This window comes from Pelolinea submarina (genome assembly GCF_003966975.1).
Classification (GTDB): Bacteria; Chloroflexota; Anaerolineae; order Anaerolineales; family Anaerolineaceae; genus Pelolinea; species Pelolinea submarina.
On sequence record NZ_AP018437.1, the window covers coordinates 863,140 to 883,974 of the forward strand.

The 20,835-nt window shown below is 49.0% G+C and carries 20 protein-coding genes and 2 tRNA genes; 14 read left to right on the forward strand and 8 right to left on the reverse strand.

Translation table 11 applies throughout. The features are described from left to right. The first annotated feature begins 108 nt into the window (after window positions 1-108). The 6 genes from Pelsub_RS03970 to Pelsub_RS03995 all read left to right on the forward strand — a co-directional run bounded on the left by Pelsub_RS03970 (window position 109) and on the right by Pelsub_RS03995 (window position 7,172). A complete protein-coding gene (locus Pelsub_RS03970) occupies window positions 109-1,686 on the forward strand; it encodes an ABC transporter substrate-binding protein (RefSeq protein ID WP_116225823.1) in 1,578 nt (525 codons plus the stop codon). Window positions 1,687-1,854: 168 nt separating this feature from the next. Next, entirely contained in the window at window positions 1,855-2,772 is a 918-nt protein-coding gene (locus Pelsub_RS03975; RefSeq protein WP_116225822.1) for an ABC transporter permease, read from the forward strand. Between the two features lie 8 nt (window positions 2,773-2,780). After that, window positions 2,781-3,698, forward strand: coding sequence for an ABC transporter permease (locus Pelsub_RS03980; RefSeq protein WP_116225821.1), 918 nt, complete (start codon window positions 2,781-2,783; stop codon window positions 3,696-3,698). A 58-nt stretch (window positions 3,699-3,756) separates the two neighbouring features. Continuing rightward, a complete protein-coding gene (locus Pelsub_RS03985) occupies window positions 3,757-5,202 on the forward strand; it encodes a M20/M25/M40 family metallo-hydrolase (protein ID WP_116225820.1) in 1,446 nt (481 codons plus the stop codon). A gap of 6 nt (window positions 5,203-5,208) precedes the next feature. Continuing rightward, window positions 5,209-6,195 carry an ABC transporter ATP-binding protein gene (locus Pelsub_RS03990; RefSeq protein ID WP_116225819.1) on the forward strand — a complete coding sequence of 329 codons (987 nt, stop codon included), beginning with the start codon at window positions 5,209-5,211 and terminating at the stop codon, window positions 6,193-6,195. Next, on the forward strand, window positions 6,192-7,172 hold the full coding sequence (locus Pelsub_RS03995) for an ABC transporter ATP-binding protein (RefSeq protein WP_116225818.1): 981 nt from the start codon (window positions 6,192-6,194) through the stop codon (window positions 7,170-7,172). The genes Pelsub_RS03990 and Pelsub_RS03995 overlap by 4 nt, the downstream gene beginning before the upstream one ends. A gap of 102 nt (window positions 7,173-7,274) precedes the next feature. Here Pelsub_RS03995 and Pelsub_RS04000 read toward each other — a convergent pair whose 3' ends face one another. Beyond that, the gene (locus Pelsub_RS04000; protein WP_116225817.1) at window positions 7,275-8,711 is read right to left on the reverse strand and encodes a hypothetical protein; all 1,437 of its coding nucleotides are present in this window, start codon (window positions 8,709-8,711) and stop codon (window positions 7,275-7,277) included. A 191-nt stretch (window positions 8,712-8,902) separates the two neighbouring features. Here Pelsub_RS04000 and Pelsub_RS04005 point away from each other — a divergent pair. The 3 genes from Pelsub_RS04005 to rsmA all read left to right on the forward strand — a co-directional run bounded on the left by Pelsub_RS04005 (window position 8,903) and on the right by rsmA (window position 11,076). Further along, window positions 8,903-8,975: transfer RNA gene (locus Pelsub_RS04005), tRNA-Phe, on the forward strand. A 50-nt stretch (window positions 8,976-9,025) separates the two neighbouring features. Then, on the forward strand, window positions 9,026-10,240 hold the full coding sequence (locus Pelsub_RS04010; RefSeq protein ID WP_126440393.1) for a G5 domain-containing protein: 1,215 nt from the start codon (window positions 9,026-9,028) through the stop codon (window positions 10,238-10,240). Beyond that, window positions 10,237-11,076 (forward strand): 16S rRNA (adenine(1518)-N(6)/adenine(1519)-N(6))-dimethyltransferase RsmA, encoded by an 840-nt coding sequence (gene rsmA / locus Pelsub_RS04015; RefSeq protein WP_116225815.1) that lies wholly within the window; start codon window positions 10,237-10,239, stop codon window positions 11,074-11,076. Before Pelsub_RS04010 ends, rsmA begins: the two co-directional genes overlap by 4 nt. Window positions 11,077-11,122: 46 nt before the next feature. Here rsmA and Pelsub_RS04020 read toward each other — a convergent pair whose 3' ends face one another. Beyond that, entirely contained in the window at window positions 11,123-11,854 is a 732-nt protein-coding gene (locus tag Pelsub_RS04020; protein ID WP_116225814.1) for a polyprenol monophosphomannose synthase, read from the reverse strand. 108 nt (window positions 11,855-11,962) lie between these two features. Here Pelsub_RS04020 and Pelsub_RS04025 point away from each other — a divergent pair, with 108 nt between their 5' ends. The 5 genes from Pelsub_RS04025 to Pelsub_RS04045 all read left to right on the forward strand — a co-directional run bounded on the left by Pelsub_RS04025 (window position 11,963) and on the right by Pelsub_RS04045 (window position 15,520). After that, window positions 11,963-12,892 (forward strand): NBR1-Ig-like domain-containing protein, encoded by a 930-nt coding sequence (locus Pelsub_RS04025; protein WP_116225813.1) that lies wholly within the window; start codon window positions 11,963-11,965, stop codon window positions 12,890-12,892. After that, window positions 12,882-13,538 carry an NBR1-Ig-like domain-containing protein gene (locus tag Pelsub_RS04030; protein ID WP_116225812.1) on the forward strand — a complete coding sequence of 219 codons (657 nt, stop codon included), beginning with the start codon at window positions 12,882-12,884 and terminating at the stop codon, window positions 13,536-13,538. Before Pelsub_RS04025 ends, Pelsub_RS04030 begins: the two co-directional genes overlap by 11 nt. 194 nt (window positions 13,539-13,732) lie before the next feature. Then, window positions 13,733-14,290: an NBR1-Ig-like domain-containing protein gene (locus Pelsub_RS04035; RefSeq protein WP_158674970.1), complete on the forward strand. Its 558-nt coding sequence runs from the start codon at window positions 13,733-13,735 to the stop codon at window positions 14,288-14,290. A 148-nt stretch (window positions 14,291-14,438) separates the two neighbouring features. Continuing rightward, window positions 14,439-15,347, forward strand: a complete 909-nt coding sequence (locus tag Pelsub_RS04040) for an NBR1-Ig-like domain-containing protein (protein WP_158674971.1) — start codon at window positions 14,439-14,441, stop codon at window positions 15,345-15,347. A gap of 100 nt (window positions 15,348-15,447) precedes the next feature. Then, window positions 15,448-15,520: transfer RNA gene (locus Pelsub_RS04045), tRNA-Lys, on the forward strand. Window positions 15,521-15,867: 347 nt separating this feature from the next. On the opposite strand, the gene Pelsub_RS04050 is transcribed toward Pelsub_RS04045, so the two are convergent. From Pelsub_RS04050 to Pelsub_RS04075, 6 genes are all read right to left on the reverse strand, one after another. Then, a complete protein-coding gene (locus Pelsub_RS04050; RefSeq protein WP_116225809.1) occupies window positions 15,868-16,548 on the reverse strand; it encodes a M23 family metallopeptidase in 681 nt (226 codons plus the stop codon). Window positions 16,549-16,680: 132 nt separating this feature from the next. Next, window positions 16,681-17,403 (reverse strand): CPBP family intramembrane glutamic endopeptidase, encoded by a 723-nt coding sequence (locus Pelsub_RS04055; protein WP_116225808.1) that lies wholly within the window; start codon window positions 17,401-17,403, stop codon window positions 16,681-16,683. 796 nt (window positions 17,404-18,199) lie between these two features. After that, entirely contained in the window at window positions 18,200-18,886 is a 687-nt protein-coding gene (locus tag Pelsub_RS04060; protein WP_116225807.1) for an NAD(P)-dependent oxidoreductase, read from the reverse strand. 105 nt (window positions 18,887-18,991) lie between these two features. Beyond that, complete coding sequence (locus Pelsub_RS04065; protein ID WP_116225806.1) at window positions 18,992-19,654, reverse strand: DUF4386 family protein; 663 nt, start codon at window positions 19,652-19,654, stop codon at window positions 18,992-18,994. A gap of 74 nt (window positions 19,655-19,728) precedes the next feature. Further along, window positions 19,729-20,184: a DUF6326 family protein gene (locus Pelsub_RS04070; protein WP_116225805.1), complete on the reverse strand. Its 456-nt coding sequence runs from the start codon at window positions 20,182-20,184 to the stop codon at window positions 19,729-19,731. Between the two features lie 156 nt (window positions 20,185-20,340). Further along, complete coding sequence (locus tag Pelsub_RS04075; protein WP_116225804.1) at window positions 20,341-20,625, reverse strand: hypothetical protein; 285 nt, start codon at window positions 20,623-20,625, stop codon at window positions 20,341-20,343. Window positions 20,626-20,835: the final 210 nt, after the last annotated feature.

The window sequence follows — 20,835 nt, forward strand, 5'->3', positions numbered from 1 at the left end:
GATTTTCCGGCCACAAGAATGAGTACGAAATGAGCATTGCGGGTGACCTGTTCTATCTGGAGAGGAAGTTAGTAGATAGGGCGGGATTATGTCAAAGGAGAAGAAGTAATGAATGTAAATAAGGGTAAACCTCGTATTAGCCTGTTAATCAGTCTGGTAATGGTAGGCGCATTGTTATTGAGCGCTTGCGGTTCCGCCGCCAGTGAAACTGAGGCCGCAGCCACCACAGAGGATGTCAGCCAGGTGATTGTTGTGCAAAGTGCCGATCCCTCGACACTGGATCCGCAGAAAGCCGGTGGATCTGCAGGCGGCAACATTTCCTTCAATATTTTTGAAGGGTTGACCAAGCAATCCGAGGATATGAAAGAAGTTCTGCCCGCGCTGGCCACGGAATGGACCGCAGTGGATGATACCACTTGGGAATTCAAGCTGCGCGAAGGCGTAAAGTTCCAAAATGGCGAAGATTTCAACGCAGAAGCGGTGAAATATACAGTTGATAGAATGTTGGATCCGGATGAGGCCAATGACAGCTCGTCCTTCAAGACTTTGCAGGAAGCGGTAGTTGTGGATGATTACACAGTTCAACTGGTCACCACCCAACCCGATCCGCTTATTCCCGCCAAAGTTTTTGGCTTGCTGATCCTGCCTCCTCAATATACCGAAGAAGCCGGTACTGAAGAATTCGGCCAGCATCCGATTGGAACCGGCCCATACAAATTGGCAGAATTCACCCCCAACCAGCGCATCGTACTGGAAGCGAATGATGAATATTGGAACGGCCGTCCCGCAATCGATACGCTCATTTTCCGCCCAGTTGCGGAAGCTTCCACCCGTCTGGCTGAACTGCTGACCGGCGAAGCGGATATTGTTCTGGACATTTCTCCCGAAGATATCCCCACCGTTGAAGAAGACAAAAATGTGCACATTGAAGCTGTTGACAGCAAACGCGTTCCTTATATCGGTATGGACTTGTTGGAAGACGGCCCTGATTTTCTAAAGGATGTGCGCGTGCGCCAGGCTCTGAACTACGCTGTGGACGTGGATGGCATCATCGAAACCATTCTGTCTGGTTATGCCACCCGTTTGGCTACCATTTATCGTGAAGATTTCGTTGGTTTTGATGAGACGCTTCAACCCTATGCCTATGACCCCGATAAAGCCAAAGAATTGTTGGCTGACGCAGGTTACGGCGACGGTGATATTTCCCTGAAAATCACTTCCAACGGTGAAATCATCACCAAGGGAGATGAAGTTGCTGAAGCGATCGCCGGCATGCTCCAGGAAGTCGGCATCAACGCGGAAGTCAACCCGCAGTCATACCAGGGTATCCGCGATATGTATATTGGCGGCCAGGAAGCCCATGTGGGCGACGCTTTATGGGTGTGGAACTGGGGTTCTCGCGAACCGGATGCCAATTCTCCGTTATCCGGAACCATGCAGTCTACCGGTATCACTTCCTACCTTCGCGATGAAACGCTGGATGCCATGATTCAAGATGCCAGCAGTACGGTGAATACCGATGAGCGCATTGCCAAGCACAAGGCCATTCAGGTTTATATTTACGAGCAAGCGCCGGCTATTTTCCTGTACGATGCCATGGATATTTATGGCGTCAGCAATAAAATCAACTGGACACCCCGCCGGGATCAATATATCCTGGGCAGCGAAATGTCCGCTGCTGAGTAATTCGGCTCGCAATTTTTCGCCGAATAAACCTGTCCTGGTTTAGGAATGCGATTGAGGGCTTGAAGTCCGGTCCTCAATCGCTTCATAATAATTATCAGTTGAAGGGTAGGTGCATATGAGTCAACAAGGCGCTTTGATTGTGAACCAGGGGGCGGAGAAGGGAGTGTTATGGGAAGATATGTCGTCAAACGGTTAATCCAGACAGTTTTTGTACTGTTCATAATCAGTACTTTTGTTTTTCTTCTGCTTAGGGCAGTGGGTGACCCGGCGCGGCTGATGGTCAGCCCGGAAAGCACTTTGGAAAGCATTGATGATCTTCGCCGAAAGCTTGGGCTTGATCGCCCGTTGATTGAACAATATGGCTCCTATATGTACGGGATAATACGCGGGGATTTTGGCAATTCTTATACGTATGACCGGCCTGCTTTGGAATTGATCAAAATGCACATTGGCCCCACGCTGCAATTGACTCTGGTTTCATTGTTAATTTCACTCCCAATGGGATTGATCCTGGGTTGTATTTCCGCCATCAAGCGCTATTCGATTTTTGATAATATTGCCACGGTTTTGGCTGTTTTTTCACGCGCAATCCCCAGCTTCTGGTTGGGTATCATGATGATCCTGGTGTTCAGCATCCGCCTGAAACTGCTGCCGCCTTCCGGGTATGGCAGTCCCAGGCAAATCCTGATGCCGGCTTTGGCTTTGGGAACCAGCATGGCGGCGGTGGTGGCCCGGCTAACTCGCTCCAGCATGCTGGAAGTATTGGGTTCCGATTTTATCCGCACTGCCCGTGGTAAAGGATTAAAGGAAAGGGTAGTGATCATCCGGCATGCGCTGCATAATGCCCTGATCCCGGTGGTTACTATTGTCGGGCTGCAAATGGGAAATTTGCTTGGCGGCTCGATCATAATTGAAACTATTTTTGCCTGGCCGGGCATCGGCAATTTATTGGTGGAATCCATCAACGAGTTTGATTTTCCGGTGATCCAGGCGACCGTTTTCATTATCGCCGTATTTTTTGTCATTATTAATTTGATTACCGATTTCACCTACGTAGTAATCGATCGCAGGATACGATTGGAATAGGTTTTATTATGGAACAATCGCTTAATTATCAACCGGGGCTGCCGGAACCCGCGGCCGCAAAAACTTCAGGGATCAAGCGCTATTTAACCCTGCTATTGAGAAGCCGCACCGCAACATTCGGGTTTATTGTTATCGTGGCGTTGCTGCTGATTGCGGTTTTTCAAAGCCAGTTTGCGACGCATGACCCCACGGCGCAAAGTATCCGGGTACGGTTGACTCCACCAGCCTGGATGGAAGGCGGAGACCCGCAATATCTGCTGGGGACCGATCAACTCGGCCGTGATATTTTCAGCCGTTTGATCTATGGAATTCGGATTTCTTTGCTGGTCGGTGTGGCCGGCGTCGCCATCAGCTGCCTAATCGGATCCACGCTGGGATTGATTGCCGGATATTTTGGCGGCTGGGTGGATACGGTCATCATGCGGTTGGTAGATGTTTTCCTGGCTTTCCCGTTCTTATTATTGGCCATTACTTTTTCGGTCACCCTGGGTTCCAGCCTGCGCAATATCATCATTGTACTGGGCATCACCGGCTGGGCTTCTTACGCTCGACTGGTACGCGGCCAAACATTGTCAATCCGCGAACAGGAATATATTCAGGCGTCTTTCACCATTGGTTCGAACGATTTCCACAATATCGTGCGGCATATCCTGCCCAACCTGGTTACGCCTATCATTATTTATTCCAGCCTGGAAATCGGCGTATACATTATTGCCGAAGCATCTCTGACCTTTCTGGGTATGGGTGTGCCACCGTCCATTGCGACTTGGGGTAATATGCTGGCGACCGGCCGGGATTACCTGTCCAATGCCTGGTGGCTGGCAACCTTCCCGGGCATCGCGATTGTGATCACGGTGTTGGCTTTCAACTTTGTGGGCGACTGGCTGCGGGACGTGCTGGACCCCAAAACAACTTACGACATTTAAATTGAATTCTTCGGGAGGGTGATTACCCGACCGAAGTTTTACGAAAAGGAGAGCAACCATGTTTAACGCAGAAGAATTGAAGAAACAAGTCGATCAGGATATTGAAAAGAACTTTTCACAATATATGGAAGAGGCACGCGAACTGGTACGCCAGCCCAGTATTGCTTCGCAGAACATTGGCATCCATGAGTGCGCCAAGATGGTAGCTGAACACATCCGCCGCCTGGGTTCCAGCGATGTACGCCTGGTGGAGTATGAGGAAGGCAGCCCGGTAGTGTATGGGTCTGTCCGCAGCAAGAACCCCAAAGCCAAAACGCTGATCATCTATTGTCTGTACGATGTGCAGCCGCCAGAACCACTGGAAGAATGGAAAGTGGAACCTTTCAGCGCGGATATCGTGGACTTGCCTGGCTTTGGCCCCAGCATCGTGGGCCGCGGTATCACCAATTCCAAAGGCCCGCTGGTGGCTTCATTCAAAGCCATCGAATCCATGCAGCGGGTGATGGGTGATGTGCCGCTCAACTTCGTATTTGTGATTGAGGGCGAAGAAGAAGCCGGCAGCCTCAACCTTAAACGTTTCGTCAATGAATATGCTGAAGAATTATCGCATGCCGATGGTGTCTTCCTGCCCGGTACGCGCGAAGATGAGAACCACAAGCCCAAAGTCCTGCTGGGTAATAAAGGCATGATGTATTTTGAGCTGGAAGTCAAGGGCGGTGAGTGGGGCGGCCCCTGTAGTACCGATATCCATTCCATGAACGGCGCCTGGGTAGAAAACCCCATCTGGCGGCTGGCCTGGGCGCTGAATTCCATGCGCAGCCCGGACGGAAAGATACTGGTGGATGGTTTTTACGACGACGTGGCGCCCATCAGCGAGGTGGATGCGAAGTTCGTGGAAGAACTTGCCAAAACTTTCGATGAAGAGATGTTCAAAGAGGCGCTGGATGTAAAGAAATTCAAGGGTACGGCGCATGGTAAAGAGCTGTTGACTCAGTTCCTGTATTCACCCACCATGAATATCCCCGGTGTTTACGGCGGTTACACCGGCGCGGGCACCAAGACGATTGTGCCTTACCGCGTGCGCATCAAGTTCGACTGCCGCCTGGTGCCCAATCAGGATCCAGACGACATTCTGGAAAAGATCCTGGCACATCTTAAGAAGCACGGTTTTGAAGATATCTCGGTGGTCTTTGCCGAGGGTACTTACTGGTCCAAGACAGACCCCGAAAACGACCTGGCGGAAGCGGCCATCCGCGCCATGCACGGCAGCGGACGCAAAGAAACCGAAGTATGGCCGCTGCTGCCCGGCACCGGCCCGGCCTATCTGTTTACCATACGCCCGCTGCATCTGCCCTTCGTTGCTTATGGCTTGGGGCACGGCGCGCGCATCCATGCCCCCAATGAGTATCTCGTGATTGAGGGATTGAAAGATAATATCAAATCCGATGCGGCCGTGTTCCTGGAATATATCCAAATCGCGGCGGATAAAGGCGCGATAGATTAGGCTGCCGTGGAAAAACTACTGAGTGTTCAAGGGCTTGAAACCGAGTTCCGCTCACGCGAAGGCGTGGTGCACGCGGTCAACGGCGTTTCGCTCAATCTGGATCAGGGTGAAACGCTGGGCATCGTGGGCGAGAGCGGGTCGGGCAAAAGCGTGACGGTCATGTCGATGCTGCGGCTTATCCCCACGCCTCCGGGAAAGATCGCGGCCGGTTCGGCTTGCTTCCAGGGGAAGGATCTGCTCAAGATGTCTGATGAAGAGATCCGGCAGGTGCGCGGAACGCATATCAACATGGTTTTTCAAGATCCGATGACCTCGTTGAACCCCGTGCTGACCATTGGCCGGCAGGTGACAGAGCCGCTCGAGAAGATCGGCGTGGGCCAGCGCGAGGCGCAGGAACAGGCCGTGAAAATGCTCGAAATGGTGGGTATCTCCAACGCGCGCGACCATCTCAATTCCTACCCGCACCAATTTTCCGGTGGCATGCGACAGCGTGTGATGATTGCCATGGCGCTGATCACCTCGCCGAAAATACTGGTTGCGGACGAACCTACCACGGCGCTGGATGTTACCATTCAGGCGCAAATTATCGAGCTGGTCAGGCAATTGCGTGATGAGTTGGGTATGGCCATGATTTGGATTACGCACGACCTGGGTATTATTGCTGAGTTGGCTGACCGCGTGGCGGTCATGTACGGCGGTCTGATTGTGGAAGAAGCAGCGGTTGAGGAACTCTTCGCCAATCCACGCCACCCCTATACCATTGGACTGTTGGGCAGTCTGCCGCGCCTGGATAGTGCCGGCAATCGCCGTCTGACAGCCATTGATGGCCTGCCGCCGGTGTTGCTGCAAAAACCGCAGGCTTGTCCCTTCGCACCGCGCTGCACTTATGTTCAGGAGCGCTGTTTCAAGGAAAACCCACTGCTGGCGGAAGTGAAGGCGGGCCATCGCACGGCTTGTTGGGTGAATCCACTACCCGGAAAGGATGTACTATGAACCCGGATCAACCCATCTTGCAGGTAAAAAACTTGGCGAAGTATTTCCCCATCCGCAAGGGTATCATTCTGCAGCGCACCAGCGGGTACGTGCATGCGGTGGATGATATCAGCTTCGATATGCGCCGCGGTGAGACATTGGGGTTGGTGGGAGAGTCGGGCTGCGGAAAATCTACAGCCGGACGCACCATCATCCAGCTTTATCGCCCTACCAGCGGGAATGTCATCTTCGAAGGTACCGACCTGACCGGCGTGAGCGGCAGCGCGCTGCGCCAGACGCGCCGCAAGATCCAAATGATTTTTCAGGATCCTTATGCCAGCCTTGACCCGCGCATGACTGTTGGGCAGATCATTGCCGAACCGATGCTGATCCATCATACCCATCAGGGTGAACAAGCCAAACGGCGCGTGCAGGAATTGTTGGATATGGTTGGACTGGCGACTAATTATGCCAACCGTTACCCGCACGAATTTTCCGGCGGACAGCGCCAGCGCATCGGCATTGCCCGCGCGTTGGCTTTGGATCCATCATTGATCATCTGTGATGAACCGATTTCCGCGCTGGACGTCTCCATTCAGGCGCAGGTGGTCAATTTGCTGGAAGACCTGCAGCGCCGGATGAACCTGACCTATCTGTTCATCGCGCATGATCTTTCCATGGTGCGCCACATTTCCAACCGCGTAGCGGTCATGTACCTGGGCCACATCGTTGAATTGGCTGCGCGCGATGAGCTGTATGAGAATCCGCTGCACCCATATACCCAGGCGCTGCTCTCGGCGGTGCCTATCCCAGACCCCAAAGTGCGCGGTAAACGTCAACGCATTATTCTTGAAGGCGATGTGCCTTCGCCTATCCATCCGCCTTCAGGCTGCCCGTTCCGCACGCGCTGCCGGTTAGCGAAAGATATTTGTGCGCAAGTGCGCCCGGAAAACCGCGAGATCCGGCCGGAGCATTATGCGGCTTGCCATTTGGTATGAGAGTGTCGGAATATCCACAAAAATCTTCCCTCCAGGGAAATTTTTATTTTGAAAAGGCTCGCAGCATGCTGCGAGCCTTTTTATGTCCAACTTTATTGGGGATCAGTGTTTTGTGTGTTTGCGTCTCTTGTCGGTTTTCAGCTCACTACCGATCAGGATGCCGTAGCGGGGCAGAATCTTACGGTGAATGAGGGATATCAGCAATGTGGCCGCGATGGCGATTAGAAAGACCAGCAGAGAAGTTCCCACGTTGTTCATCCATTGGGGATTGACCAGCATGACAATGCCCAGAGCCAGCATGATTACCCCGCTGGCCAGCTTTAGCAAGCGGCCATGCTTCTCTTCCATGTGGCTGGCTTTCATGGTGACTGCGGCGGAAATAAAGACCGCCAATTCATCCAGCAGGTAAATCAGCATATACAGCCCCAACAGCAGGATGAAATCGAGCGTGGTGACTTGATTGGCTGCCACCAGATTGCTCCAGATCACCGGAAAACCGGCCGTGCAGGAGAATTCGACGAAGGATACGCCCACAGCCAACGCGGCTGATGAACCGGCCAGGCCGATCAGGGAGCGAGTGTCCGACACCGTGCTACGCATGTCTTGATAGAGTTTGGGTTTGCGTTTGTCGGAGATGGTGAAGGAAACACCCTCTTTGTACCAAAAATAATCCTTGAAGTTTACAACACCGAAAGTCAGCGCAATCAAAGCCACACCGATCTGGATCCACTTCAAATATCCGATATAAGAGAGCAGGGTGAACACACCGGTGATAAACAGGCTGTAAATGATGGTGGTAACGATCAGAAAGGTCAACCCGACTACCAGAATTTTTTTGCGCGAACCGCTGTGCAGGGTTAACGCCAGCAAAACACTCAATACCCACAGTGAACAGGGGTTGAAGCCGTCCACAAAGCCGATAATGGCTGTGCTGAGCGCCAGAGATTCCTTTTCCAGATTGACCGGGCCGATCAACGGCAGGTTAACGATTTGCTCCTGGGGTTGGGTATCCACGCCTATTTCAGGTTCGGGCAGGACGGTGGACTGTGATGCTTCCAGGGTCGCGGCAGGTTCGGCCGCGGGCTGCGGGGCGGAAGCCTGCGTGTCGGCTGCGTCCTGAGCGGCGCTTGCCAGGCTGAGGCCGATATCCGTAGCGCTGGGGTCGTCCAAAGTTTGCTGCAGGGCGCTTTCAATCTCGGCTTTGTAATCCTCCCGAAAACCGATCCAATAACGGTCTCCAATTACGGTAACCGGTACGCCGCTGGGTTCAAAACCTAATACCTGGCTGAATTGTTTGAGTATTTCCTGATTATCACGGTTATACCAAACTTCGTAGTCAACCAGGCCAACCTGGTCGTATTCGCTGACCAGGGCATCGAGAAATGGTTTTTCCTCCTCGCAGTGCGGGCAGCCATCTCCCCAGAAAAAGTAGATGTTAACATCCGCTGAATCCTGCGTTTGGGCTTGAATGGATGAAAAATTTAGGAACAATGTGCCTAAGATCAGCGATATGATTATGAGCCTGGCAGAACGTATCAATTTGCTCTCCTAAAAAGTACTGTCTGTTCATCAATAACGGGAATTATTATAATTTATTTCATAAGAAATGCACAAATAAGGGATCGGCGGAATTATTAATATTACGAAACAATCTAGATAGTATAAACTATATTTATTGAATAGTTTGCTTGACAAGCCATTCGGTAACGTGTAGAATAGCCCTACTTTCCGCCGAGATAGCTCAGTTGGTAGAGCACGCGACTGAAAATCGCGGTGTCGCCAGTTCGATTCTGGCTCTCGGCACTAAAACCCCCTTTGCGGGGTTTTTGTTTTTTCTGATAAAATCACCCGCAATGGAACTACTTAAAAAATTTGGGAAACCTACCGCGATTATTCTAATAGGGTTGGGAATCCTGTTGATGTTATATGCCTGGTATGTTTCCCCAAAAGCTTTCAGCGCCGAAGTTTGGACCAATTCTTCGGACGCACCGGTGGAAATTCAGGTTACCGATTTGATTGCCGCCAACTGTCTTTTAAAGGCGGGCATCCCGCTTTATCCCGGCGACAGCATCCTGTATTCCGGCGTGGAGATTTCTCCCGATTTTAAACTGCCGGCCAAACAGGGACAGGCTTTGACTTATCAATCGGGTTACCCCATCACGCTTGACAGCGGCGGTACGCAGCGTGTTTTCTATTCGTCCGCACCTACCCTGGGAGCGGCTTTGTGGGAGCAGGATATCCGGCTTACGGCCAGCGATGTGACTTCGCTGCCGCTGGATACCCCCGTCATCGCGCCTTTGGCGGTGACCATCAGCAAGGCCGTACCGCTGACCATCCAGATTGGCGGGCAAACTTTGGCGGTTTCCTCTTCAGGCGCGACAGTGGGCGAGGCGCTGGCGGAAGCAGGCCTGGCTTTGGAAAACCTGGATACAACGGTTCCCGCGGACGACCAGCCTATTCCGGCGGACGGCATCATTAAGGTGGTGCGTGTGAACGAAGAAACCATTCTGGAAGAAAGTGCTGTTGCTTATTCGGAAGTGCGTGTAGCCGATGAAAGCATGGAGATCGGCCAGGAGGAAGTAACCCAAGCCGGCGAAAATGGCGTGCAGGTTACCAGTGTGCGCGTACGCTATGAAGACGGCCAGGAGGTTTCCCGAAAGACGGAGCAGGAATGGGTTTCACAACAGCCGGTCAACCAGATCACAACTTACGGTTCCAAGGTGGTAGTGCGCACGTCTGCCGACAGCGAGTGTATTGTGGATTATTACCTGGCAAAAGAAGTATACGTGACTTCCTATCACGACACCGGCCAGACCACCGCCTCCGGCATCTGGCCGTATTACGGCGTGATCGCTGTCAGCCCGGAATGGTATTCCATTTTGAAGGGCAGCAGCATCTGTGTGCCGGGATATGGCGTAGGTACGGTATTGGACGTTTGTCCGGGCTGTTCGGGAAAGAATTGGCTGGATGTTTTTCTTCCGACGGATTCTTACGTGTCCTGGAGTAAGAACCTGACAGCTTACTTTATGACTCCCATGCCTTCCGGTTTCACGGGAGATCTGCCTTGACGTTATCGCCCCTGCCGGTGCCTTCCATGTTGAAGGATTATGGCCTGCAGCCTAAAAAAGGCCTGGGCCAGAATTTTCTGGTTGACGACACTTACTTGCAGCGTATTGTGGAGGCAGCCGGCGTAACCTCCGCGGACGAGGTGCTGGAGATCGGCGCGGGACTGGGCAGCCTGACGCGTTACCTGGCGGACGCAGCCGGGCAGGTATGCGCGGTGGAAATCGACAGCCGTTTCACACCAGTTCTGAAGAAAGTCCTCAAGGAATTTCCCAACGTCAACCTGGTCAACGCGGATATTATGGATACCGACGTGGGCCAGTGGATGCATCAACCCGGTTACCTGGTGGTGGCCAATATCCCGTATTACATCACTTCGGCGCTTATCCGGCATCTGCTGGAAGCCGAGGTCAAACCCGGACGTATCGCTCTCACTATCCAAAAGGAAGTCGCCCAACGCGTATGCGCCAAACCCGGTGACTTATCCCTGTTGGCGCTGAGCGTGCAGGTCTTCGGTGCGCCGCGCGTGGCCTTTAACATCGCGGCCGGCGCGTTTTATCCGGCTCCCAAAGTAGATTCGGCATTGCTGCTGGTGGATTTGTATGAGCGCCCCCTAATCGCGAACGAAAATATGAAAACGTTCTTTGGCCTGGCCAAGAGCGCTTTTGCCAAGAAACGCAAGATGCTGCATAATGCCCTGTCCAGTCATGCCGGTTTGGGCGGCGAGGGCGCCGGGCTTTTGCTGGAGGCAGCCGGTATCAGCTCTGACCGTCGGGCTCAAACCCTCTCATTGGAAGAGTGGGGCAGTCTGACGGAAGCTTACCTGAAATTACCAAAATAAAACCGCGCGAAACTTCGCGCGGTTTTTATGTTCAGAATATAAGTGGTTATTTATTTATAACTTTCAAATCACGGTATTGCCCGCGCAAAGACCAAACGCGCAGCGCGGCTTCGATCTGGATGCGCAAGGACATCTTGGATTGCCCGAAGCGCCGTTCGGCAAAGTAAATGGGAATTTCCGTGAAATGAAACCCTAATTTATAAGCGACATAAGCCATTTCCACCTGGAAGATATAGCCATTGGAGCGCACGCGTTCCAGCGGCATGGCTTCCAGCGTTTCTCGGCGCCATAAACGGAACCCACCGGTTGTATCCCGAATGGGCAGGTGCAGGATGGTACGTGCGTAAAAATTGCCGAAGGTAGAAAGCGCCTTGCGCCAGTAGGGCCAATCCTTATCCAGACTGCCGCCGGGTACGTAGCGCGACCCCAGGGCGATATCGCTGGTCTCCAGGGCTCTCGCTAATTCAACTACCTTGGCCGGGTCGTGCGAAAAATCCGCATCCATTTGGCCGATGGCTTGTGAATCTCCTGCCAAGAGTTGGGCAAAACCTTGAATGTAGGCGCTCCCCAATCCCAGTTTTCCGGCCCGGTGCATCACGTCCAGCTTGCCGGAATAGGTTTTCTTTAGATCTTCCGCGATCTCGCCGGTGCCGTCGCGGCTGTTGTCGTCCACCACCAACACGTTTAAATCCGGCAGCGGTAGGCTAAAAAGGGCCTTCAGTAGGTTGGGCAGGTTTTCTGCTTCATTGTAAGTAGGAATAACCAGGGTAATTTTCAATGCGCTATCCTGTTTTGCTAGAAATTATGAGGAAATTATACCGTTTATTCACGAGGCGAAATCTTATATAATGTTTTTACGTATTATTTGTATATATAAGGAGGAAGCATGCATAGGATATATCGTTTGATGAGCGGCTGGTTGGCCTTGATGCTTGTGATCATGGCTTGTACTATCTCATTTGGCGGCGGGCAGGATGAAGAAACGGCAATTCAAACCGCTATTGCCCAAACCTTGACCGCCGGCGGAAGTCGCGTTGAAGCAACGGTTGGCACGGAACCGACATTGACCTTAGCTCCAACGAATACCATCGCTGCCCCTCCCACAAACACGCCCTCTCCCTGCAACAATGCGCTTTATATCAGCGAGACGGTACCGGATGGTACTGAGTTTGAGGTGGGTGAAAACTTCACAAAAACCTGGCGGTTAAAAAACGTCGGTACTTGCACCTGGAACACCAACTATAAATTGAAATTTGGCAGCGGTGACAAGATGGGAGGCCCCAGTTCACAGAACCTGGCTCAGGCCATCGGTCCCAATGAAACCGTAGATATCAGTGTCGCATTGAAAGCCCCTGGGTCCGCCGGCACATACAAAGGTGTTTGGCAAATTGTGGATGACGGTGGTAATACTTTTGTATATAATATATGGGTGGAGATAAAAGCAGTAGAGACGGCTGCGCCGGCTGAGCCGGACCTGACCATATCTGAATTCTCTATTAATCCCGCCACACCAACTCAGGGAGAGAATGTCCATGTGCGTGTGCGTGCCCATAACGCGGGCACAGCTGATAGCGGGGGGTTCAAGATGGAATGGTACGGGCTTTCAACATTTGCCAGCCCCAGCTGCAATTGGAATATCGTAGGCGGGTTGGTCGCAGGCGGCAGTGTGCTGATGGAGTGTGATTATTCCTTCGCCAGCTGGTACCCGGTCAATAAAACTACCATAGCTTATATCGATACAGACGACCAGGTGGATGAAAGCAGCGAGGGGAATAACTCGGCCAGTATTTCACCATTCGGTGTAAATGAACCATGAAATTGGTGTTTGGAAAAGAAAAGGATTGTCTAAAATGAAAAAAACAAGCTTGTCTCTACTTATCATCGCAGCACTGCTGTTAGTCACGGTAGCCTGCCAGGTTGATTTTTCATCGATAGATGAAGATGAGGTGGCTAAATTGGTCGCCAAGACATTGGAAGCTCAAATACCACCGACTCAACAACCACAACCTGAGCCGACTCAGCCTGCTCCTACAGCCGAACCTGTTGAAGAGAATTGTTGTGGTGATTATTCGTATCGTGATTATGATAGTGATTACAATTATGATCACTATTACTATAATTATTGCAACACGGAATGCAACCGGGCCAGGTTTATCAGCGAGACGGTGCGAGATTATTCCGTTTTCTACCCAAATGAATCCTTCACCAAAACTTGGCGTTTGAAGAATATCGGCCATTGCACCTGGACAACCGACTACCGCCTTGAACTGCAAAGCGGTGATGCTATGGGTGTTCGGCACGCCGAGTATTTCCCGCATGAGGTCCGTCCGGGTGAATATGTGGACTTGGAGCTGGATATGAATGCACCGTGCCGAAGAGGAGAATATACTTCATTCTGGCAATTGCAGGATGAATACGGTCGGAAATTTGGTCAGGTCTACCTGATTATTGACGTGCGATAGGATCAAATCAATAAGAATTTCCTAATTGGTATGATAATTGCAACATAAAGGACAGTGAATAATTTAAAATTATCTGTCTGAATGCAGATAAAATGGAGGTTCAAATGAAAAAAGTAACAACCCTATCGTTAGTGGTAGCCCTGGCCCTTCTGATTTCGGCGTGTAATTTCCCGTTTGCAGATACAGAATCGGCTATGGCCACCTCAGTAGCGGCGACGGTGGACGCCATGGAGGAAGAAGCATCCCATGCAGTCGTTCCCACCCTGGCACCGCTGCCCACACAGGCACCGCCGGAACCGGTTGCGCCCACACAAGAGCCAGATCGCTATCGTGATAATGATTATTGTGACAAGTATAGCGAATCTCAATGGCCGGAGGAATGCGGTCCTTATTATGACCATCAACCGTATAATAAGAACCAATGCTTGTATGCAACATTTCTTAGTGAAACTATCAAAGATAACACCGAATTCACAACGGGTGAAAGCTTCACCAAGACTTGGACGCTGCGCAATGATGGCTATTGTGACTGGAACGAAGATTATCACCTAATCTTCAAGAGCGGCACTCAGATGGCTGGCCCTGATGACTATGTCTTCGGCATCGAAATTGATCCCGGCGAGGAAATCACCATCTCGCTCGATCTGACCGCACCAGCCAGCGCCGGCACGTATACCGGTTACTGGCAGCTCGAAACCGATGAAGATGTAAAATTTGGCACCGCGCTATCTGTCAAAATCAAAGTCGAGTAAAAACTGCATCAAAGTTAAAGGAAAAAGGCCGGCAAACTGCCGGCCTTTTTTTTGTGCCAAAGGCTGATTATCCGTTAAAATCAATATAGTATAAAAATCCTGTGATGATATATTTAACAGGATGCTTTGAAGTTAAATGGAGGTTTATATGAAGATACGAATAACAACCGCGCTAATACTGGCTGGGATGTTGGTTTTGTCAGCCTGCAATTTCCCATTGAGTCCGGAAAAGACCCCAACACCGGACGTGGATCTACTGGCCACCTCGGTGGCTGGAACAGTGGAAGCTATGATGCGGCAGCAGCCAACCATGACGGTGCCGGCTCCGACTGCCGAACCAACGGCTACGCTGCCGGTACTGCAGCCGACCAACACGGTCAGCTCGTTGCCGCAGCCCACCACAGCTCCTGTGCATGCCTGCAACGAAGCGGTCTTCGTGAGTGAAACCATCCCGGATGGTACCCAGTTCGAATTAAGCCAAGGTTTTACCAAGACTTGGACGATCATGAATACCGGTACCTGCACATGGAACACCAATTACAAATGGGTGTTTGTTTCCGGTGATGCTATGGAAGCACCTGCGTCGGTCAACCTGACCCAGGAAGTTGCGCCGAATGGACAGATCACCATATCCGTTCCCATGAAGACCCCCTATATCGCCGGCACCTATACCGGTTACTGGGCGCTGCAGGGAGAAGACGGCGTTAATTTCTTTACCAATAACAGCGTCAAAGTCCAGGCGACTTCGGATGCCTTCCGCGTGACCAGCGTGACTACTACGCTTAAAGATCATACCGACGTGGATTGTCCGTATGATAATACTTTCAAGGTCAACATTACGACCAGTACCGCGGGCACCATTAAATACCACTTGATATTCAGTGATACTTCTGAAACATCGCCGTCAAATGTCAAATTTGATAAAGGCGAAACGAAAACGATTGAGGAACATTGGTATGATATGGACGCAGGCGATAATTACTGGGTAAAGGTGTATATCGATTCACCGAATAACCAGTCGTTTGGGGCCTTTAAGTTTGACATTACCTGTAAATAAGCGATCACTTCGAATGAAAGAAAAAGCGCGGACTCACCCGCGCTTTTTTCATCGGTTTATTGACACACCCCCTCTTTAAGTTATAATACCCGCACGACTTGGCGCACTAGCTCAACTGGCAGAGCAACTGACTCTTAATCAGTAGGTTCGGGGTTCGATTCCCCGGTGCGTCACTGAAATACCGTATAAGTACGGTATTTTTATTTAACAATCCCCAATGGTGGATGATAAGATCTAAAATATCTATAATAGTTTATTGACTTCTTTCACTGTCTTGCCTTGACCGAGATAGATCTCAGCCTAACGCAACTTCGTGATGATTTGCTCAGGTGTGAAACTTAGTCTTCTTGATATGTCTAACTTCCAATTTTCCCTCAGATACCAACACTTTATCTGGATCAGTTTTTGGGGGTCAGGTTATAATGGGTAATCAAGGTAAACAAAACATCTTCTGTATAAAACCTCCAGGTCATAAATTGGTTTGCCCAAATCTTGAAAAGATGTTTGAAGGATAGATCTATTAATCAAAAAACATGATCTGATCCCTTACTGGAATTGAGTTGTGAGTTTCGACTCTTTTTCCGTTTTCTACCACATAGTACTGTGAAAATACAATTGGTATGCCTTTCGCTTTTCGGAAATCCATATTATCCATGGCATGAAGGTGCAGATGCGGCATAGTGGAACTGCCAGAATGCCCAAATTTGCCGATCAACGAAGAGCCATCAACCTGTTGTCCCGGCTCTACCGCTACTGAATTCTTTTGCAGATGGGCTAGTACTATATATTCCATTTTAACGGTTTTAATTATGACGTTATTTCCCAACAGGCATTTTGAGTCGATTAAATTATTGTTGTAAGTTTTTGTAAGTCTTTCCGCATTGAGAAGATCATTAAAAATATTGACCGGATTTCGTTCATTCAAACCATCAACGGACTGAACAACTACGCCTTTTACTGGTGAGTAAACATCGATACCCCATCCATAAAAATCAGATAAGGGTAATCTTCTAATAATATATGTGAATAAGCTGGAACGGTAAGGTTTTTGGGATTTTGCGCTGATATCGACCATTACAAAGTCAATTGCGTATTCGATGCCGTACTTATCGATCCCATGACTGGGAATTTTACTTCCGGGAGTACTCGGGCATATGAAAAAGCCATGAACCGGAATTTGAAGCAAAACAGGCTGTGTCATTTCTTTGCTCAATAAGGTTGTATGAATAGATGGTTCGGAATTATTTCTCTGTTATAAGGATTCTGTTTGGAAATGACGATCATATTTTCCACTTTACATGGTTGAAAAAGATGAAGTCTATCTCCTAAAAAACTATGACATGTTAATAATGAATACAACAGCTGGAAAAAAAGCTGCTAAGTTGCATAGAATATGAACTATAAATCCGTGATAGATGCTTTTCTTTTTCACCACAAGGATTAACGGTAAAAACCCTGCAGTTCTTGAAATGATCATCCATGGCGAAAAGACATGATAGGCTGCAAACAAAAAGCTGTGGAATAATTCGGAATACTTCCATTTCATTCTAGGAAACAAATATCCGCGAAAATATAATTCTTCAATCAGAGGACCTAGGACCACGACAAATAAAAAATAAAGGGAAAAAGTGACTGTCAATTTTGTTCTTGAAAAATTCCCATCAAGTCCCGGATCAAGATCAGGGATCCAGGAGAATAACATTTCTTTCAGGAGACCTTCCAATGGTTTCATAAGGGTCATTATGATACCGATCACGCCAAAAACAATAAATACGCAGATAAGGAATTGCCACCAGGAACCCGGAGATTTAAAATTAATTATGCCCTTCAATGAGTACCGTCCGCTCTTTTTCTTTCCCTGATACAACAGGTATCCGAGCTCGGCAGGAATGAGGATAAATGCGACAGCCAGAACCAGGGCAAAGATTGATGGATATCCAAAATTAATAACAGTTGGACGTATCAAGAATAAGAAAAGCCCGATCATGACGCCAGGCAGCAAGTGCAAAATAATTGATTGTGCTGTTGTGTGTTTTTCTATTTGAGTTTGATCCATTTATATCCTCACAATTGAAAATGCCAGAGCAGTGAATTTTCATGGAAAAATGTATTCATGCTTATCCAGAAAAAGATTTTACCGATCTAAATATATATTATTCCATAATTGTGCGACCGTTGGTCGAATCATGAAAATATGGTTCGTGCTTTTTCAGACGCGTTCGCTGGACGAAGTTGTTCCGGAGCGGGGGAATGAACAGTTTTGCAGCCAGAATTGGCATAGGCATAGGATAATTATATACAGCTTGGGATTAATTATCAGGTCGCCTTTCCCGATTCGGGTTCAATTGGGATGAAAAGGGTAGACATAGTAGATACTGTAGACAGTTTTTGCCAAATCTTGTGCACTGAGTAGACACAATAGACGCAGTAGACATAATAGACAAACTGATTAATGTCTCTTAATCCCCTGAAGGGGACAGGTGTCAGTAGGTTCGGGGTTCCCTGGACTGGCCGTCAGGGCAGGCGATTCCCCGGTGCGTCATTTTTATTTAGGTTCGTAATCAGTAGGTTTGGAAATTCCCCTTTGAGAACTTCGCGTTTTCCTGGTGTATCACTGAAATACCAATGAGATGCGGAAGTTTTTAAACCCCAAAAGTAGTGATATTTCAGTAGTCAAACTAACTTTCAAAAACAATTTTAGTTCCTGCATCAACATAACCAGATAAAACCAAATCATCCATGGATGTGATTAATAGTTACTCTTCTAGATGCAATTTTTAAATTGCCTTGGCATGAAGGACGTCAGTTGAGCCATCATCAGCACGATGATGGCTCAATTTTAATAATTATTATTAGACAGCAGAATGGGAAAGCGCCGAGGCTGAACAACAGCCGACAATAGCCGGTGCTTCGTGAATGAGCGAATCGTTCTTAAGAGCATCGACCATGAACAAGGCGAAATCCACGCGGCGCGTTTTATTACTGGCCAGGATGGGATCGCCTACGTGGCGGCTCCAAACAGGTAAGCCCTGACTTTCTCCTTCCTCGAGGTCACTCCCGCGCACAACAGTCCACTTTGTCTTGCTGGCAAAGATGCGTTGGCAAGCTTCAACCTGGTCATCAATATCCGCAAAAGGAATAATCCGCGTAAGCCAACGGATGAGCTTATCCTCTCTTTTTATAGATGGCGGGTAAACATCCTTGCCATCGCGTGTGATATGCCAGCCGCAAGAAAAAATCAGGCGTGCACCTTGTGGTGCGTAATCAAGCACAGCTTGGGCAGTTCCCGATGAGTAATGTTGATTGCCCCAGGGTACTAAAACTGTAAGCACGCCATCACATCCAGCAACTGCCTTTTTAATAACCTCTCGATCATTGGTTGCACCGGGAATGATTGTTATGCGATTTTTGTATAAGTCAAGTTTATTCACACTCTTCTCTCGGCAGACTCCGACCACTTCATATCCTTGATCTAGAGCATGCTGTACCATATAGGCACCTAGTTTTCCGGATGCCCCAATAATGCAAATTTTCATCATTTTTTCCTTTTTTAGTTAAGATATTCTATTGAATAGTGGGTAAACCCCCTGGTCTACCCACTAAAATACTAATAAAGAATATTTCTTTTGCAAACTCTCCACTTTCTATGCGTTTTGACCCGAATAGTTGCAAAGCAATACAATTCCCAACCAAACAAACCAGATGATTTGGCTCAAGCCAAAAACTCCAACCATTAAGTCCATCAACACTGGGATTATTGATATGATGCCTACCGTGCCAACCAACAAGCCGAGGATATTCAAGCCCTTGGGAAGCCCATCTGCCCGCAGTGCGGCCAGACTGACCAGCAGCGCCCAAATGCCGCCTAGGATTTCGCCATTTCCGTTGCCCAACCCGTTAGCCACAGATTCAATACACTGCCAGGTCAACGCGGCTTGGACCGGATCTTTGGCATACAGCGCGACAACAGGAGCGATTCCGGCATTAGCGACCATGCCGCTGGCAATCAGTGAGCCAGCCCAGATAACCCCGATCACGGTTGCTACTTGCATGATAGCCGGTGCGCCAGAATTCAACCGGTTATACAACGCCAGCGATAAGACGACTAGAAAAACGCCAAAGAACACGTACATGAGCAGGTTGGTTGAAAAGATGACCATCTGTTTCTCAACAAGTAAGGCCACCTTTTCCGTAGGTTTGACCAGGCTCGGGTAATTCAGAACGACGAGAAAGAGAACCATTCCGATCAGATAAGCGGTTGCCATGTACAGTGCGGCGAATCCGCCAAATTTTTGTAAGTTTTTCATTTTCTTCTCCTTTAATAACACCCTGCTTTCACGTTCAATTTTCAAGCGAAGGCAGGGTTTGCTTAATATTATTGTTAGGACTGTCCTTCAAGGTTAGTCCATTTCCAAGCATTCCAGACAATTAACAAAAGACATGCAATCTCTACAGTACTATAAAAAAGATATGTGGGAGATGGGGCACCCATAAATAAGGATGAGATCTGAGCCGTAATAAACAGTGCTGCAGCGATGATGTTTGCCCAACGATTAATGCCATACCTCAAAACCCGGGACAGGACGATCATCAAAAAGGGAATCTCAAACATTGCCGCTGTTCCCAATAAAAAGCCATGTGTGATCTTAATTGCCCCATCTGCCATGTAACCCGAGATTTCCATTGCCAAAACCCCAGGTTCCAGAGCTGAGAGGGTATCCGCATACATAAAATTCACTGTAAAAAATATCCAAAACAGCATTAGCAATATTCTTGTATCCAATTTATTGGTAGTCTTCATTTTTGTCCCGAACGAACTTACGTTGGTCGTATTCATTTATTTCTCCTAATTGAACTTTATTAATTGGTTTCATATAATTGGGCTTGATCGATCGAGATCAATAACAACCCATAAGCGCACACTATTTTGATCAATCCATCCTAATCTCCTCATTTGTAATTGGTTTAGGCGTGTCACGAAGCTCGCGCCAATTTATGCTCTATTATCCGGATCATTAGTCTTAGCTATCCCGGGTACTGCCGAAGGATCCGGTTCAAATGGACTAACCGAGATCAACGGCAAGCCCAGATTACGAACTCTCTTTAGCAATCCGTGCAATGCAGCCTGGTCAATTACCGAACCGGTAAGCAGTGTATTGCCGTCTTCTTCCAGTGTGATTGTCAAGCCCTCAAACCAGTCTGTCCACTCAGAATTCAACTGTCCTTTGATCTTGATCTGATAGACCACGGGCTTACCTGGCTCGAGTTCATTTGTCATTGCATTTCTCCTTTTGCGGCCGACCTTTACGATCTGCGCCGCGTGCTCAATGTACAGGAAATATACAAGCAGCCAGGTATGGATGTACAGATACTAAAGTATGGTCCGAGGGTACTGTTTTGGGATAACCGAGGGTGTAGAGATGAAAATATTAGATATTGTGCTTGTGGATTATGTCTGACAAGAGGCGTGCGTGTAATTTAAAAAATA